Origin of the sequence: Shewanella sp. NKUCC06_TVS, assembly GCF_019345515.1 — a bacterium.
Lineage (GTDB): Bacteria > Pseudomonadota > Gammaproteobacteria > Enterobacterales > Shewanellaceae > Shewanella > Shewanella oncorhynchi.
In genome coordinates this window covers 57,510-74,629 of sequence record NZ_JAHKQX010000002.1, presented here as the reverse complement: position 1 = coordinate 74,629, position 17,120 = coordinate 57,510, and the positions used below count along the sequence as shown (strand labels likewise).

At 45.3% G+C, this 17,120-nt stretch carries 15 protein-coding genes; 8 read left to right on the top strand and 7 right to left on the bottom strand.

Annotated elements, in window-relative coordinates:
- Nucleotides 1-6 precede the first annotated feature (6 nt).
- From hutX to KO531_RS02430, 3 genes are all read left to right on the top strand, one after another.
- On the top strand, nt 7-588 hold the full coding sequence (gene hutX / locus KO531_RS02440) for a heme utilization cystosolic carrier protein HutX (RefSeq protein WP_219250299.1): 582 nt from the start codon (nt 7-9) through the stop codon (nt 586-588).
- A gap of 36 nt (nt 589-624) precedes the next feature.
- Entirely contained in the window at nt 625-1,182 is a 558-nt protein-coding gene (gene hutZ / locus KO531_RS02435) for a heme utilization protein HutZ (RefSeq protein ID WP_219250298.1), read from the top strand.
- Nucleotides 1,183-1,400: 218 nt separating this feature from the next.
- On the top strand, nt 1,401-3,305 hold the full coding sequence (locus tag KO531_RS02430) for an ABC transporter transmembrane domain-containing protein (RefSeq protein ID WP_219250297.1): 1,905 nt from the start codon (nt 1,401-1,403) through the stop codon (nt 3,303-3,305).
- A gap of 97 nt (nt 3,306-3,402) precedes the next feature.
- Here the strand turns inward: KO531_RS02430 and KO531_RS02425 are convergent, their stop codons facing one another.
- From KO531_RS02425 to KO531_RS02415, 3 genes are all read right to left on the bottom strand, one after another.
- Nucleotides 3,403-5,004, bottom strand: coding sequence for an AMP-binding protein (locus tag KO531_RS02425; protein WP_219250296.1), 1,602 nt, complete (start codon nt 5,002-5,004; stop codon nt 3,403-3,405).
- Between the two features lie 519 nt (nt 5,005-5,523).
- On the bottom strand, nt 5,524-6,996 hold the full coding sequence (ccoG, locus tag KO531_RS02420) for a cytochrome c oxidase accessory protein CcoG (RefSeq protein ID WP_181800849.1): 1,473 nt from the start codon (nt 6,994-6,996) through the stop codon (nt 5,524-5,526).
- A gap of 172 nt (nt 6,997-7,168) precedes the next feature.
- Complete coding sequence (locus KO531_RS02415; RefSeq protein ID WP_105250005.1) at nt 7,169-8,629, bottom strand: sigma 54-interacting transcriptional regulator; 1,461 nt, start codon at nt 8,627-8,629, stop codon at nt 7,169-7,171.
- A 369-nt stretch (nt 8,630-8,998) separates the two neighbouring features.
- On the opposite strand from KO531_RS02415, the gene KO531_RS02410 reads away from it, so the two are divergent.
- Nucleotides 8,999-11,575, top strand: a complete 2,577-nt coding sequence (locus tag KO531_RS02410; protein WP_219250435.1) for a TonB-dependent receptor — start codon at nt 8,999-9,001, stop codon at nt 11,573-11,575.
- Nucleotides 11,576-11,716: 141 nt separating this feature from the next.
- On the opposite strand, the gene KO531_RS02405 is transcribed toward KO531_RS02410, so the two are convergent.
- Complete coding sequence (locus KO531_RS02405; RefSeq protein WP_113939891.1) at nt 11,717-12,268, bottom strand: thioredoxin family protein; 552 nt, start codon at nt 12,266-12,268, stop codon at nt 11,717-11,719.
- Nucleotides 12,269-12,545: 277 nt separating this feature from the next.
- Here KO531_RS02405 and KO531_RS02400 point away from each other — a divergent pair, with 277 nt between their 5' ends.
- The gene (locus KO531_RS02400; RefSeq protein WP_212600381.1) at nt 12,546-13,160 is read left to right on the top strand and encodes a LysE family translocator; all 615 of its coding nucleotides are present in this window, start codon (nt 12,546-12,548) and stop codon (nt 13,158-13,160) included.
- A 92-nt stretch (nt 13,161-13,252) separates the two neighbouring features.
- On the opposite strand, the gene KO531_RS02395 is transcribed toward KO531_RS02400, so the two are convergent.
- Together KO531_RS02395 and KO531_RS02390 are read right to left on the bottom strand one after the other, a co-directional pair.
- A complete protein-coding gene (locus KO531_RS02395) occupies nt 13,253-13,573 on the bottom strand; it encodes a DUF3144 domain-containing protein (RefSeq protein WP_105250001.1) in 321 nt (106 codons plus the stop codon).
- Between the two features lie 74 nt (nt 13,574-13,647).
- Nucleotides 13,648-14,211: a prepilin-type N-terminal cleavage/methylation domain-containing protein gene (locus KO531_RS02390; protein ID WP_198572984.1), complete on the bottom strand. Its 564-nt coding sequence runs from the start codon at nt 14,209-14,211 to the stop codon at nt 13,648-13,650.
- 187 nt (nt 14,212-14,398) lie between these two features.
- Between KO531_RS02390 and ung the strand changes: the two genes are divergently transcribed.
- A complete protein-coding gene (gene ung, locus KO531_RS02385) occupies nt 14,399-15,064 on the top strand; it encodes a uracil-DNA glycosylase (protein WP_168825006.1) in 666 nt (221 codons plus the stop codon).
- A gap of 81 nt (nt 15,065-15,145) precedes the next feature.
- Here the strand turns inward: ung and ispB are convergent, their stop codons facing one another.
- Entirely contained in the window at nt 15,146-16,117 is a 972-nt protein-coding gene (ispB, locus tag KO531_RS02380; protein WP_219250434.1) for an octaprenyl diphosphate synthase, read from the bottom strand.
- A gap of 272 nt (nt 16,118-16,389) precedes the next feature.
- Between ispB and rplU the strand changes: the two genes are divergently transcribed.
- Both rplU and rpmA read left to right on the top strand, forming a co-directional pair.
- Nucleotides 16,390-16,701 carry a 50S ribosomal protein L21 gene (rplU, locus tag KO531_RS02375; RefSeq protein ID WP_006080526.1) on the top strand — a complete coding sequence of 104 codons (312 nt, stop codon included), beginning with the start codon at nt 16,390-16,392 and terminating at the stop codon, nt 16,699-16,701.
- Between the two features lie 14 nt (nt 16,702-16,715).
- Nucleotides 16,716-16,970 (top strand): 50S ribosomal protein L27, encoded by a 255-nt coding sequence (rpmA, locus tag KO531_RS02370; protein WP_006080527.1) that lies wholly within the window; start codon nt 16,716-16,718, stop codon nt 16,968-16,970.
- Nucleotides 16,971-17,120: the final 150 nt, after the last annotated feature.

The following is a 17,120-nucleotide window of genomic DNA, read 5'->3' as shown; positions in this document are numbered from 1 at the left end:
AGTAAAATGAAGATGACACTCGATACCGAGCTCGATGTCGCGCCAGATTTAAGCTCTGAGCAACGTCAGCTAAGTGAGCTACAGGCGCAATTGCGACAACGATTTGAACAACAAGCTGATTTAATGCCAGCACAGCTCGCCAGTGAATTAGGCATTGCCGAGCTTGAAGTGGTTGCAGCGCTGCCGCCCGAACAAGTGGTGTTTGTTCCGTTAACTCAGCTCGATACCTTACTGCAAGCCTTACCCAAATGGGGAAAGTTAACCACTATTGTGATGTTATCTGGCAGCGTATTTGAATTTAAAGGGGATTTCCCCGAGGGAAAATACGCCCACGGTTATTACAACCTCTACAGCAAGGGGGACGGTTTGCATGGTCATCTCAAATTAGATGCCATGAGTGGTATCGCCTTGATCAGCAGACCTTTTAGAGGCAGCGAGAGCCATTCGATTAACTTTTTCGGCAGTGAAGGTGAGGTAGTGTTCAAAGTGTATTTAGGCCGTGATAAACAAAGAGCACTGTTTCCTGAGCAAGTTCGCCAATTTAAAGCGCTCGCGACTGCCTTTGCCTCGGTGCAATCACACCTCTGAATTGAGCATTAACAAAAGTATTAAGGAAAACAGTAAATGAAGTCTGAAATTACCGAACAAGAACAGCGTTTAAGAGACAAACTCTTACCCGAAATCGAAGCCTTTAAACAGCAGCGCGAAACTCTGCAACTGGCCACCATTGGTACAGATGGCCAGCCGAATGCGAGCTATGCGCCCTTCGCTCTGGCTGATGATGGTTTTTATATTTTGGTGAGTGACTTAGCCCGTCACGGTCATAATTTAAAGCACTCATCTAAGGTTTCTGTGATGTTAGTTGAAGACGAAACTGCGGCCAAATCGGTTTTTGCCCGCAAGCGTTTAACCTTCGATGCGATTGCCGAGGCAGTGCCCCGCGATACGCCCGCCTTCAGCAAAGGTGTTGGTGTGTTATCGGCACGTTTTGGCGAAATGTCCGATAACCTTGCGGCGTTAACCGATTTCAACTTATATAAGCTCGCGCCCCATCAGGGTCTTTACGTCAAAGGTTTTGGCCAAGCATTTAGCCTGAACGGCGCAGAGTTGTTAGATGTGGATTGGAAGCGCGATGGCCACCACGGCACGCCAAAAACGCCGGAAAACAAGCAAGTCGCTTAAGCCGCGTCAAGCTATTGCAATAAAACAAACCCGCACTCGCTGCGGGTTTGTTTTATGCTTTTCTTTTGAGTAAAACCACACAGCCCTTGAATTCCACTGCAAGAGGTAGCATCTCACTTATATGCTTTAAGTCATGCTGCGCGGTTAACGGCTGCAGATGATCCCATTCATGCTGATGTTATATTTGAATTGCCTTACCTACCTCAAGGATGCCACCCGTGACTGAGCCGACACACGAACTCGCCAAATCTTCCGAACCCATTAAAGCGGGGGCTGAGCCATTGCCCGAAAAGTTAATTCCAGTCACGCCTACAACAAGCGCTGATGCATCAAAGGCTAAATGGACCTCGGCGCAGCAAAGATCGGTATTGCCTTGGATTATGGGTTTTCTTAAACCCTACAAACTGAAAGTTGTCGCGGCGATTATCTGCTTGATGATAGGGTCGCTCGCTTGGTTATCATTGGGCCAAGGTGTGCGCTTGATGGTCGATGAAGGCTTTGTAAGGGATAATGCGCAGCGGCTGAATGAAATCATACTGTTAGTGCTCGGAATTACCGCCGTCAGTGGCACAGCGGTGTTTTGCCGCTTCTACTTGATGACTTGGCTTGGCGAGCGGGTCAGCGCCGATATTCGTCTAACGGTTTACAATCAACTGCTTAAACTCTCTCCCGCCTTTTACGCTAAGGTGCGCACCGGTGAAGTGATCTCCCGTTTTACCGCCGATTCTACTTTGTTACAAACTGTGGTGGGTTCGAGTCTTTCCATGGCGCTGCGCTCTAGCGTAACTGTGCTTGGTGGTTTAGTCATGATGGGTATCACTAGCGTTAAGATGACATTGCTGGTGTTGTTGGCTGTGCCCTTAGTACTGGGGCCGGTGATCTTTTTCGGCCGTAAAGTCCGTACGCTGGCGCGAGAAAGCCAAGATAGGGTTGCGGATCTCGGCGCTTATGTGGATGAAACGCTTCATGAAATCCATACGGTGCAAGCCTATGGGCATGAAGATAAAGACCGTAGCTTGTTCAATAGCCGCGTCGAAGGTGTCATGTCTGCGGCCAGTGGCCGGATCCGTTACCGTGCCTTATTGATCTCAACCGTGATGTTTTTAAGTATCGCCGCAATTGCTATGGTGACTTGGGTCGGTGCCCACGATGTGATGGCGGGTAAGATGACGGGCGGTGAGTTATCTGCCTTTATGTTTTACGCTGTGATGGTCGCGGGCGCAGTAGCGACGATTAGCGAAGTGATAGGCGAAATTCAGCGGGCTTCTGGCGCCGCCGAACGTTTAATCGAACTGGCTGAAACACAAGTTGATATTCCCGTTGCAACTCATCCTGTGAGTTTGCCCGCCAAGGTCAGTGGCGAGTTAATGATTGAAGGACTCAATTTTGCCTATCCAGAGCATGATGCCTTAGTGCTAAAACAGCTCAATATGGCTATTGCCGCGGGTGAGCGGGTTGCCTTAGTGGGGCCAAGTGGCGCAGGTAAAAGTACCTTGTTCCAGTTGTTGCAACGCTTTTATGTGCCTAGCGCTGGCAGTATTCGACTGGAAGGTATTGATATTGCCAATCTTCTGCCACAGGAGTTGCGGTCGCAGTTTGCTCTAGTGCCGCAGGACTCGGTGATTTTTGCGACTAGCGTACTTGAAAACGTGCGTTATGGTCGAGTCGATGCCACCGAGCAAGAAGTGATAGATGCCTGTATTGCAGCCCGTGCCCACGAGTTTATTAGCGAGTTTACTGAAGGTTATCAAACCTATTTAGGTGAGCGTGGTGTGCGGCTTTCTGGTGGACAAAAACAACGTATTGCCATTGCGCGGGCGATTTTAGCTAACAGACCGATATTGTTACTCGATGAAGCGACCAGCGCCTTAGATGCGGTGAGCGAGCAGAAAGTCAAGCAAGCGCTGGATGTATTGATGGCGGGTAAAACGACTTTGATTATTGCTCACCGTCTATCGACAGTAATCAATGCCGATAGGATTTTTGTGTTTGATAAGGGCGAGATTGTCGCCTGCGGTCGCCACCAAGAGTTGATGCAATCTAATGCGTTATATCGTGAATTTGCCAGTCTGCAATTGTTAACCGAAGAGGCCAATGCCAGCGCCTTGAATGAGACCGTGTAGGTAAAATAAAACCCAGTCGCTAGCTAAAACGCTTAAGCTAGCTCACTGGGTCTTTTATTGTGTTTTTGTTTCTTAGCTTTGCCTTTAAATGCGTTTTTTAAGCTTTATCTTTTAGCTCGCGGCGCAGAATTTTACCTACGGTACTTTTAGGTAATTGCGCCATAAATTCAATGATTTTTGGCAATTTATAGGCAGTTAACTGCTCGCGGCAATAGGTTAGAATAGCCTCTTTAGCCTGTTGATGATCTTGGCTATCATCCTTAAGCACGATAAAGGCTTTAACCGCTTCGCCCGAGTGTTCATCTTTTACTCCCACCACGGCGCATTCGATCACATTAGGGTGGCTCGCAAGGACGTTTTCCACTTCGTTGGGATAGACATTAAAACCTGAGACTATGATCATATCTTTTTTACGATCAACTATTTGGTGGAAACCTTCCGCTGTTGCTATGGCAATATCCCCAGTTTTGAAGAAGCCATCTTGAGTCATAGCATTGGCGGTTTCCTGCGGATTATTCCAATATCCCCGCATGACTTGTGGGCCGCGTGCGGCTAATTCTCCGGCCGTACCTAAGGGCACTTCAATGTCGTTTTCATCTAAGAGTTTAACCTCAGTGCCAATAACAGGTTTACCAATAGTGCCTAGTTTTTGATAACCGGGTGCATTGAGTGAAATCACCGGCGAAGTTTCAGATAGCCCATAACCTTCACTGATCATGTTGCCTGTCGTCTGTTGCCAAATGTTGGCCGCGGCGGCCGTCAGTGCTGTGCCGCCAGAGATGGTGATTTTTAAATGGCTAAAATCGAGTGCTTTAAACTCGGGTTGATGGCATAGGGCGACAAACAGAGTATTGAGTCCTGCAAATCCAGTGAAGGGATATTTGGCGAGTGTCTTAATTAAGCCGCTAATATCCCGTGGATTTGGAATTAATACCGAGCAGCCGCCACACTCGAAATACAGCACTAAGTTCACCATAAACGCATAAATATGGTAAATCGGTAGCGGTGCAACGAAGATATCTTCCCCTTCGGTGATCACGCTCGCGATGCGGGATTTTACCTGCGCCGCATTAGCGAGCATATTGCCGTGGGTCAACATGGCACCTTTAGATAATCCAGTGGTGCCGCCCGTATATTGCAACGCCGAGAGGTCGTCGAGATTTGAGATAAATCGGCTAAAGGGGAGTTCTGCCCCTTGTTTTAAAATTTGGCAAAACTCCACATTCTTCAGGCCTGTCTTAGGCTGTACGTGCGGATCGATCAAATCTAAAGGGTGGGTTGAAATGACGTATTCTATTTTGGTGCTGTCGATGACTTTGGCTAAGGTCGGTAATAGATCGGATAACACCACGATCGCTTTGGCACCAGAATCATTGAACTGATGGATGAGCTCACGCTCGGTATATAGGGGATTAGTGTTAACTAAGATAAGCCCAGCCCTGATTGCGCCGTAGGCCGCGATGACAAATTGGGTGATATTAGGTAATTGAATGGCGATGCGATCGCCCGGTTTGAGTGTGGTCTTATTTTGTAAATAGGCGGCAAAGTAACGAGAATCGCGTTCTATCTCGTTAAAACTGCTGGTTTTACCGAGACAGGCATAGGCGGGTTTATCACCGTAACGCAGGCTGGTTTTCTCGATCAGATCGACCAGTGATGAGTAGTTTAGTTTGAGTTGAGAGTCTTGATCGTATGCCATGCTGAACTACCTCAAAGATGATGTTTAGTTGTTATTATTTTGGAGTTAAACAGGTGTTTAGATTAGAGGGTGTTAGCACTAGAGGTCAATGCTTATCGCGAAAAACATCTTTATGCCAATAACGGTATCTTTATGTAACAAATAGTATTTTTACTCTAAAGCTGAGTGCTTAACTATAGCTTAGTTATCTTAGAATCTTAGTTATCTAATGAACCACAAAACCTAAATAAGAGTTGAAGGAAAGATAATTTAAAATTTGTAACCGTTATGTTTCTAAGGATTGAGATTGAATGTGCTCAATTTGCTTTGTCTATGCGCCGTTTAACGGGGAAATTTTCAGCTTTGTAGGTGTTTGAGGTTTGATTCCGATGTATGAGACGTTAAAGATCAGGTTGTCATTTGGGGATGAATTTCTGCCTTTAAATGGCGCTTGAGTTGATTCCTCAAGCGCCGATTGGGTAGTTAATTTGATGATGACCAATGTTACGGTAACTCATATTAAGCGCTAAAAGCCCAGTGCTAGGGACTGAAGAATCCGGTTTCTTGGCTTACTTGTTGTGTTGGCTGTTTAACATCCGTCACCGAGAATTGGATAATTTTGCGCCCCGAGGGGATGGCATCCTTATCGGCTAATACAGTGACGGGATAGTCCACTTGTTCACCTGCTGCCAAGGTAATAATAGGATCGGCAATCAAGCTAAAGGGCATTTCACTGTCGACGGCGAGTTGATACTGCTTAGTATCTTGCGTCTTGTTGCGGATCTTCAACTGATAGGTATTTTCAACTTTATTATCCGAGGTTTCACGGTACAAGCTTTGACGATCACGGATCACGTTAAGCTGGATCTCGCTGCGGCTATTTAAGTCTAACCCTATGACGATAAACATGATAATGACCGCTGCACCGTAGCCTAAGAAACGCGGCGAGCGCCAATAGGAGTAATTCACTCCCTTAAGATCATTTTCACTCATATAGCCGATAAGATTCTGCTTGTAATCGAACTTCAACATAGTCTCATTACAGGCATCGACACAGGCGCCGCAGTTGATGCACTCATATTGCAAGCCGTTACGAATATCTATCCCTGTTGGGCACACTTCGACACACAAATTACAGTCAACACAGTCACCTAAAGTATGGTCATCTTGATTGTTCTCTTGTTTACGTTTGCGAGGGCCACGGGCTTCACCGCGCTGTGCATCATAGGTCACGGTTTTAGTGTTGGCATCGAACATCACAGCTTGGAAACGTGAATAGGGGCAGCAATGTAAGCACATTTGCTCGCGCATCCAGCCCGCATTGAGATAAGTACAAATGGCGAAAAACCACACCCAGCTTGTCACCCAGAAGCTGGCATTGCCCGTCAAGATGTCCACATAAAGTTCGCGGGCGGGAATAAAATAACCGATAAAACCACAGCCAGTGAGCAGAGCTGTTAGACCCCAAAGTAAGTGTTTTGCACTTCTTTTACCGATTTTACTGCTAGTCCAAGGGGCTTTGTCGAGCTGCTTACGTTTATTACTGCTGCCTTCGATGCGCGTTTCTATCCACACATAGATAAAGGTCCACGCCGTTTGTGGGCAAAGGTAACCGCACCAAACACGGCCCCAAAATACGGTAATGAAAAACAGACCGAAGGCGGCGGCGATAAAAATCCATGCCAGCAAGGTAAAGTCCTGTGGCCAGAGCGTGATACCAAAGAAGAAAAACTGTTGTTGGCTGATATCTAACAGTATTGCTTGGCGGCCATCAATAGAGATAAACGGCAGGGCGAAAAACATCACGATCAATAGGCTATTCATCATGGTTCGCAGGCGCTGAAAATCACCTTTTTGCTCACGGAAATGGATATTGCCAGAGGGGAGACGACTCTTTGCTGCGGTTTCAGTAGAGAGATTTTTAACCGGAATGTGTAGCTCTACTGAGGCAGGTTTCGCGCCCACACTCTTATTTACACTTGGAGAATTTGGGGTAACTTCGCTCTTGGGCATAAAGGGTCCTAACGGCTTAAATAAGATTCGCCTCCCTATAGCAAGCGCTAGGCCAAGTTTTAATTGGCTCAACATCATGATATTTATGATTATTTTGTGATTGGAACTAGATGCGGATCACGATATATCACACATTGGTGATATATCGCGTTTTTAGTGTGCTCGTTTTGAATTAGATTTCACTCGATTGACGCTGGATCCCCAGTTTTTTCATTCGTGATCTCAGTGTACTTGCGGGCACACCGAGGACATTCGCTGCGCCGAGTGGGCCGGATATGCGCCAGTTTAAGCGCTTAAGGGTTTGTTCTATATGCAGCGCTTCCGCTTCCGCTAAGGTTTGCCCTTGGGTTTGAGCTAAGGGATTATTGCTTGGCATAGCGTGGATCTGCAGAATATCTCCTTGGGATAGAATGGCTTCGCGTTCGAGGATATTTTGCAGTTCGCGCACATTGCCCGGCCAAGTATAAGCCATGAGTTTTTGTAGCCCTTTTTGGCTCACTCCACGGATTTTTTTACCTAGCTTACGATTCAAGTTGTGCAGAATATGGCTGACGAGTTCGGGAATATCTTCGATTCTTGCGCGCAGTGGTGGTACTTGAATAGGGAATACATTCAAACGGTAATAGAGATCCATCCTAAATAATCCCTGTTCGACTCGCTTGAGTAAATCGTGGTGACTGGCGGCGACTAAGCGAATATCCACTTGAATGGTTTCGCTGCCACCGAGACGTTCGAAGGATTGTTCTTGGATGACTCGTAGTAGTTTTGATTGGGCTTCTAAACTGAGTTCAGCGACTTCGTCGAGGAACAGTGTGCCTTGATGAGCAAGTTCGAAGCGACCTTTACGGCGGCTTGTGGCGCCAGTAAATGCCCCCTTCTCATGACCAAAGAGTTCACTTTCTAGTAAAGATGCCGAAAACGCGGCACAGTTGACACTGATCATGGGTTTATCTTTGCGGCGACTGAGCTGATGTAAGTTACGGGCAACGAGTTCTTTTCCTGTGCCATTTTCACCACAAATGAGCACAGTACTGTCGGTATTGGCCACCATGTGCAATTGCTGGATCATATGGCGGATCACTGTACTGGCTCCCGAAATATCCACATCACCCGTTTTATCTGCCAACTCTGCCTGTAGATAATGATTTTCAGAGGCGAGTCGCTCCGACAGTGCTTGTACTTGGGCTAGGGCTTGGCGTAATGACTGCTCTGTTTGTTTTTGAATACTAATGTCGCGAAATATCGCGACTACGCCAATCAGTTGATTGTCACGGTAAACAGGGGTGGAACTGTAATGAACGGGGAAGCTACTGCCATCTTTACGCCAAAATACATCGTGGGTTATTTCTCGGGTGATCCCATCCTTTAAGGTGTTGTAAATTGGACAATCCTCTTGGGGATAATGACTGCCATCTGCATGACTGTGATGATGGCAGTTATGGATGTTTTTACCGAGTAGCTCTTCATTCTTCCAACCCGTCATGCGTTCGGCTGCCGGATTGATAAACACCGCATTACCGCTTAAATCAAATCCATAAATACCTTCGCCGACAGCGTTGAGCAGTAACTGGTTTTCCGGTAAGAAATGCTTATCTATCGATTTTTCATTATTGACTGAAATCTTATTGGTCATCTGTCTTACTCTGGTTTTGGCGGTATTTTCTGAGTATACCTTAAGTACTGTGACGCGATATATCGTGTTTTTGATTATGCCCTTTAAGCATTTTTTCTTTGGTAATTTTTCTGCTCACACTTTTTGCCGTTCGAGTACATTTTACTTGATGCCATCCTATAAAAAATATTTTCATCTAAGAAATTGATATAAAAGATAAATGACTAATATTCATTCAAAAGTCTGATTTAATATTGGATATTGTTTAATTTATGTTATAAAAATGTTTTTGTAATGTGATTTTGCGTTGGCCGTGGTAGCAAGGTTTAGGGAAGAGAATCGCACAAAGCAGGTCAGGTATTCTAAAAATAATAAGCAGTTGGGATGAATATGATGACCTCAAAGAAGCAGAAGTTTGGATTAAGTGCAGTGAGTCTGGCGATTACTCTAGCCTTGTCTGGTAGTTTAATCAGTCCGCAGGCAATAGCAGAAGAAGATGAGACGGCTGTTAAAAATGAGAACGTTGAAAAAATTGCAGTTGTAGGGTCCCGTGCTGCGCCACGCTCAATCGGCGATTCCCCCGTTCCTATTGATATTATTAGTAGTGACGACCTTAAAAAGAATGGTTCGACTGACATGATTGATATGTTAGTGACTTCGGTGCCATCGTTTAACTCACGCGCTCAACCCATTAGTGATGCAGCAACCTTAGTTCGTCCCGTTAATTTACGGGGTTTGCCATCAGACAGTACGCTAGTGCTAGTCAACGGTAAGCGTCGTCACCGTGCATCTGTGATTGCGTTTCAAGGTGGTGGTATTAACGATGGCGCTCAAGGTCCTGATATCTCAGTTATTCCTGGTTCTGCATTAAAGCAAGTTGAAGTGTTACGCGACGGCGCTGCGGCGCAGTATGGGTCGGATGCGATTGCCGGAGTCATGAACTTTGTTTTAAAAGATAATTCCGAGGGTGGTTCCATCACTGTGACCCAAGGAGAATATTACGAGGGTGATGGTGCTACAACTACGGTCGAAGGTGATGTCGGTTTACCTGTGACTGAAAATGGCTTCGTCAATTTAAGCTTCCAGTATAAAAATGCTGACTCCACTAACCGTAGTGTGCAGCGTCCTGATGCGGCTAACTTAGCCGAGCAGGGTAATACCGCGATCAATGACCCCGCTCAAGTGTGGGGTAATCCTGAAATTAATGATGACTATTCAGTGTTCATCAACTCAGGCTTAGACATTAATGCCAACATGCATGCCTATGCCTTTGGTAATCTGTCTTCCCGCGATGCCGTGGGAGGCTTCTATTATCGTTACCCGCAAAATCGTAGCAATGTGTATTCCAATGATGGTGGTCAGAATTTACTTGTGGGCGCTGTAAATGGTGATTCATCAACATGTGGACTCGTACCTATCCCTAAAAATGCTGATGGAAGTGACGGCAACGTACTCGACACTGATGCATACAAGGCGATGGTTGCCGACCCAAATTGCTTTGCTATGAACCAGATATTTCCAGGTGGCTATACGCCACAGTTCACCGGCACCATTGAAGATATGTCCTTCTTCGCAGGTGTAAAAGGCGATATCGGTGAATGGAATTATGATTTCAGTGCTGGTACGGGGGCGAACAAAGCCAGTTTTGGTCTTAAAAATTCGTTGAATCCATCACTGGGATTAGATACCCCGACGGATTTCGATACGGGAGCTTATGAGCAAGTTGAAACCACAGTTAACTTAGATTTCTCGCGCTTCATAACCTTAGGAGGCATTGAAGACATTAGTTTTGCTTCTGGTTTTGAATGGCGAAATGAGTCGTTTGAGATTTCTCAAGGTGATGAAGCCTCGTGGATTGCAGGCCCTTATGCTAGCCAAGGTTTCAACATTGGTGCGCACGGTTTTAAAGGCTTTGGCCCAGAGTCTGCGGGTAAAAACTCACGTCATAACATAGGTATTTATACTGATTTAGAAGCTTATTTAAGTGATGACTGGTTACTCGGTTTAGCACTGCGCTACGAAGACTTTTCAACCTTTGGTGATACGTTAAATTACAAATTGACGTTGCAGTATTCTGCAACGGATGAATTGTCGTTCCGCGCCTCACACAGCACCGGCTTTCGTGCTCCAACGGTTGGCCAAGAAAACGTGGTGAATACCCAGACATCGATCATCGATGGTGAATTGATCCAGACCTTTATTGCCCCCCCAACCGATCCGCTTGCGGCATTTTATGGTGGTGAAGTATTAAAGCCAGAAGAGTCGATTAGTTATGCGATTGGGGCTGTATATGAGTACGAAAGCTTCTTCTTAACGGTCGATTACTACAACATTGGCGTAGAGGGCCGTATTGCACAGTCGAGTAAGATTGATGTTGAGGCTAAAGATTATGATGCCTTACGTGCCGCTGGGGTTGAGTTCCCTGAGTTAATCCAAGGTGTGAGCTATTACACCAATGACTTTGATACTACGACTCAAGGTATCGATATCGTCGCCTCCTATGATGCGGAAATTCTATCGGGTAATGCTAAGTTCAGTCTTGCCTATGGTTGGACCGATACCAGCGTTGATAAGTTTGATCTTAAAACGACCGATGCGGGTAAAGTTCGTCGATTAGAAGATGGTATCCCCGCACATCGTGCCACCTTAACTTGGGCACAGTCATGGGACAAGTTAACCCTGTCACTGCGTGGTAACTATTTTGGTGAGTACTATGCGACTCATGCTGACGATACCTCTGATTGGGGCTCTGAAATGGCTGATGCTGCGGTGACCGTCGATCTTGAAATGAGCTATCAATTACTTGATGGCTTAACGCTGGCTGTGGGGGCTAATAATCTATTTGATCAAGAAGCGCAAAAGCTGAAAGAAGGGACCTTGGGTGAACTCGGTGGCGTTTATTATGAAAGTGGGCCATTCGATTACAACGGCGGTTTCTACTATGGTCGAGTGAATTACCGTTTTTAATGAGTAAGCCAATTTATAGAAGCGATTTCTAACCCACCTTTCAAGAAATTTGGCTTTTATAAATAGAAGTGAAGTAAGCAAAAAGGCTGCAATGCAGCCTTTTTTATTCGTATTTGACTCGTCCTAAATATGGTTTAGTGCTTAGTTACGATTCGTTTGCGCGGCAACTAAACCATTTAACACATCACTCATACTGAGTTTTGACGGCAAGAGAATTCCATTGGGGGCGCTTGGACCATAAATTTTATTGTAGGGCGTGCCGGGCACTCCTTCGTGGCGCATATAGGTTTCAATCGTTTTATTCGCCTCACTCCAGTTACCTTGCATCAGAATGATATTGTCGGCCATCAAGGCATTTACAATTTGCTCCCTGTGGGTGACTTCCGCTTTATTCGTTTGGCAGATGGTGCACCAATCAGAGGTAATATCGACAAAGACGGTATAGCCTTGGGCAACCAGAGGCGCGATTTTCTCTGGGGCTAAGGTGTGCCATTGTAGTTTTTGATAGGCTTGGTAATCCTCGCTTTTGTGCACAAATCCAATAATAGCACTGAGCCCTAAGGCGAAAAATCCCAGCACAAAAATCACCGTCAGCGGTATGGTTTTACCTTTTTGTCTTTGCCAAAGCAGTAATAAGATCGCACCTATTAATAGGCAAAGAATAAAAATACTGATCAGCGTTATAGTGTTCATAAAATTTCCTGATTGAGAATCGCCTTTGTGATAATAGCGATGAAGGCTTAGGTATTAAGGTTTGGCTATAAAGACTTAGGTTAGCGCTAATCTTAGCGGTTAACGGCTTAAATCAGTGTGAATTTATGGGATTATCGCATTTGGGGTTCTCTTAAATGACTGTTCATTTATTGAAAATGGATTTATTAGCGTTAACGCCTTGATGACGCGATGTTAGAATAGCAAGCAAGTTTAAGGCCCAGCAGTGGGCTTTTTTATTCGGCGAAAGGTGTCATCAATGAGTTGGAGTACTTGGTTAGGTTTATTGGCTATTTGTTGTTTGGGGGCTATGTCGCCGGGCCCAAGTTTGACTATGGTAGTACGTCATACTTTAGGTGGTGGGCGGGGGAAGGGTATCGTCTGTGCTTGGGCACACTCGATAGGGATTGGGATCTATGCGCTGGTGACGTTACTAGGCTTAGCCGTAGTGCTTAAAAAGGCGCCCTTAATCTTTAATGGCATTGCGATTCTCGGTGCCTTATACCTTGCTTGGATGGGAGTTCAAGCGCTGCGTTCCAATGGCGGTATGCAAGCTAAATTGGCTGCAGGGGAGGCGACAGATACCTTAACTGCAGCCCGTGATGGTATCGCTATTTCTTTATTCAACCCTAAGATAATGCTATTTTTTCTTGCGTTATTCAGCCAATTTGTGATGGTCGCCGATAGCATGACGGCTAAAGCATTAATTGTTTTTACACCGTTAGTAGTCGATGGTCTTTGGTACACTTTGATAGCCTTATTGCTATCCCACTCGAGTGTGTTGCCTAAGTTGAGAGAAAAAGCGGGGTTAATTGATAAGTTGTCCGGCGTAGTATTGATATTGCTGGCGATCCGTGTGGTGTACACGCTTTAGCGATCTATCTAAAATCATTGGTTTTAAATAACAAACACGCCATCAATCGATGGCGTGTTTGTTGATGGCTATGCATTTAAATCAAGGCGTGATTAGCCTTTAAACATTTGCACAGAATTATCAGCTTCTTCTGCCACACTTTCTTGGATAATGGGTGGATTGGCAATGTGGTCGTCTAAGTTGTCACTCAGCATTTCTTTGAATTCACTGCTAAACCATTCTAATGCGCTCTCTTTTTCTGCACCGAGATCCGCTGATTTAATCGCGGCTTCGAAGGCATTAAAACGTGCTGCGGCAAAACGGAGTGCTGTGCCAACTTTACCTACATCTGCTTCTTGTTGGCTTAGCTGATTGGCTAAGGCAATAAACTGATCGGCAAGTTCGTAAATGGTGGTGCTGCTCGTGTCGGTCATGGCGTTCACTCTAAAAAAGTAACAGATTAAAGTTCGATTCTAACTTAATTGGTGTAAGAAGGAATCGTCAGGCATTAACTATTGGGATCTGTGTCGGTAATGACGACTCCTGTATGGGAGTCATAATTAATCGACAGTTTATCGTTTGTTCGATACAAATAAGTGCACTGGCCAGGATCGGTATAACTGGCTTTATAGTCGGTTTCAGTCGCATCAATATTCAAGCGCGAGACACTCGGCTGGGTATTTTGAAATAATACTTCCCATACCGATATACAGTCTTCGACATTATCGAGTGCCGGAGAGGCCTCATTGCCATGGATATAGTGTTGTGCTGGCCAACCGAAGGCGTTGAAATCTATTTGTTCGGATTGTGCCGTACCAAATACGGGTAAATCCTCTTTTGGACCTGAGCCCACTTTTACAGCCCATACGGAACGTGCCAGATTGATGGCTGATTTAAAGCCTCCACCTGCTGCTTTAACTGTTGCAATTTGCGCATCTTGTTGCACATTGATAAATTTTGGCAGGGCCACAACGGCTAAAATACCGAGCACTATGATGACCACCACAAGTTCAATTAAGGTGAAACCCGTTTGATGTCTTTGAATTGATTTATCAGAATGTTGGATCATCATTACGTATCAGAGTGTGCGAGAATGGGCGCACTATATCACTTAATTTCGAATGTTTTAAATTGAAAGTCTTAACGTGAGACCTAGCAGGTTTAGTGGTATTACTTAGCGGCAGGTAAGGTCTGCAAACTTGCCATACCACTACAGGACTTTTAAGCTAACCTGACTATAGAATTGAGGAAGTAAAATAGTGACTCAGGCGACATGGCAAACATTTATCGATGAGCAAAGAGCTTTGCCTTATTTTCAGCAACTAAGCGCATTTGTTGATAATGAACGCAGGGCTGGGAAAGTGGTTTATCCCCCCGAAGTTGATGTTTTCAATGCTTTTAGTATGACGCCCCTTGAACAAGTCAGAGTGGTTTTGATTGGCCAAGATCCCTATCACGGCCCAGATCAAGCCCATGGTTTATGTTTTTCGGTTAAACGCGGGATAAAACCACCGCCATCTTTAGCCAATATGTACAAAGAATTAGCGACGGATATTGAAGGTTTTGTTGTGCCATCCCATGGTGATTTATCTGCATGGGCGGAGCAGGGGATACTGATGCTCAATACTGTGCTGACAGTTGAGCAAGGCAAGGCGCATTCCCATGCCAAAGCCGGGTGGGAAGTCTTTACGACTGCGGTGCTGGAATTATTAAATCGGCAGACTCAGCCGATTATTTTCGTGCTTTGGGGCAGTCATGCCATTAAAAAGGGTCAAGTCGTTAACGCACCGCAACATCAAGTGCTCACAGGACCACATCCTTCACCTTTATCGGCTTATCGCGGTTTTTTTGGTTGTGGGCATTTCTCTCAAGTGAATCAATTATTGCTTGAGCGAGGCGAAACGCCGATCCTTTGGCAGGTTTGATTTTAGGATTGCGGTTAAAGCAATAAAAAAGGTCTTACTGAGTAAGACCTTTTTTTGGGGCGAAACTACATTAGTTAGCAATCAGTGGTTTCTGTCGACCGAAATCTTAGCTAGCGTTACTAAGGCTTGCTTATAGTCGCTATCGGGTAAAGCAGATAATGCCGCGATGGCTTTCTCTGATTCTTCAATTGCTTTTTGTTGGGTGTAGTTTAACGCGCCGCAATGGTGCAGTGCTGCTACGATTTTATCTATGGCCTGAGTACCATCACCTTGTTCAATTGCTTGACGTATGAGCTGTTTCTCTTCGTCTGTGCCATGGGCAATGGCATAGATGAGTGGCAGAGTCGGTTTACCTTCGGCAAGGTCATCACCGATATTCTTACCTAGCTCGTCACTGTCGGCGGTATAGTCGAGTAAGTCGTCGGTAAGCTGAAAGGCGGTGCCGAGATACTTACCATAGTTGCCTAAGGCGGTTTCTTGCTCAGGCGTTGCACCTGCTAGCACGCCCGCGAGTAGCGTAGCTGCTTCAAATAACTTGGCAGTTTTGCAATAAATGACCCGCATATAGCTTTCTTCAGTGGTGTTTGGGTCATTGCAATTCATCAGCTGTAAGACTTCACCCTCGGCCAACACGTTAGTCGTATCAGCTAACACTCTGAGCACTTTCATGTTGTCAAGTTCGGTCATCATCTGGAATGAGCGGGTATAAAGGAAATCCCCGACTAGCACACTGGCACTATTGCCAAACAGTGCATTGGCTGTTTCTCGTCCGCGGCGTAACGTCGATTCATCAACGACATCATCGTGGAGCAATGAGGCTGTATGGATAAACTCAATAATCGCCGCTAGCTTAAGATGTGCTTCGCCTTCGTAGCTCACTGCACGTGCGGCTAAAACCGACAGCAGAGGACGAAGACGTTTACCACCACCATTAATAATGTAAAAACCTAATTGATTAATTAGGGCGACATCTGATTCAAGCTGTTTATATATCAGCTGATTGACTGCTTGCATATCAGTGTCAGCCAGTTGACGAATAGCGTTTAAATCCATAATAGACTCTGGTTGTGGGGTCATTACGTACCCGGCCCCTGTTTAGGCTCACGTGTTATAATGAAATGAATTTTACCTAAAATTCTGACATATGACAGCACTAGCTCAACTAATGTGAGAGTTAATCCGGTCTTTTTTTATTCTTTCCTAATTAGGGCTTGCCAGAGTTAGATTCTTCGCGTAAACTCCGCGCCCATTGTCAATAAAGTTTTTGTAGCACCCTGCCTCATCCAAGAATGAGCCCGCGTGTTAGGAATTGGAGTAAAATAGCTATGTACGCTGTTTTTCAAAGTGGTGGTAAACAACACCGTGTAGCTGAAGGCCACACAGTACGTTTAGAAAAGTTAGAAGTTGCAACTGGCGAAACTATCGAGTTCGATCAAGTTCTTTTGATCGCTGATGGCGAAACCGTGCATGTTGGTGCTCCTTTAGTAGCTGGCGGTAAAGTCGTTGCTGAAGTTGTAAGTCACGGTCGTGGCGATAAAGTTACTATCGTTAAGTTCCGTCGTCGTAAGCACCACGACAAGAAAATGGGCCACCGTCAGTGGTTCACTGAAGTTAAAATTACTGCTATCAACGCATAATAGGAGTCTAACTCATGGCACATAAAAAAGCTGGCGGTTCTACTCGTAACGGCCGCGATTCAGAAAGTAAACGTCTAGGTGTTAAGCGCTTTGGCGGTGAATCAGTTCTAGCTGGTAACATTATTGTTCGTCAACGTGGTACTAAATTCCACGCTGGTGTAAACGTAGGTATTGGTCGTGACCATACTCTGTTTGCTCTGACTGATGGTAAAGTTAAATTCGAAGTTAAAGGCGCTAATAACCGTAAGTTTATTAGCATCGAAGCTTAACTTTCGAACCTAGCTTATACTGTTAAAGCCCCGCCATTGGTGGGGCTTTCTGTTTTTTGTGCTTCTATTTACGCCGTGTAGATGCTTGAGTTGGTAAATGATTACCAAGAATGAGCATTGACAGGTAAGATTGGGAGCAAAGTATCTCGA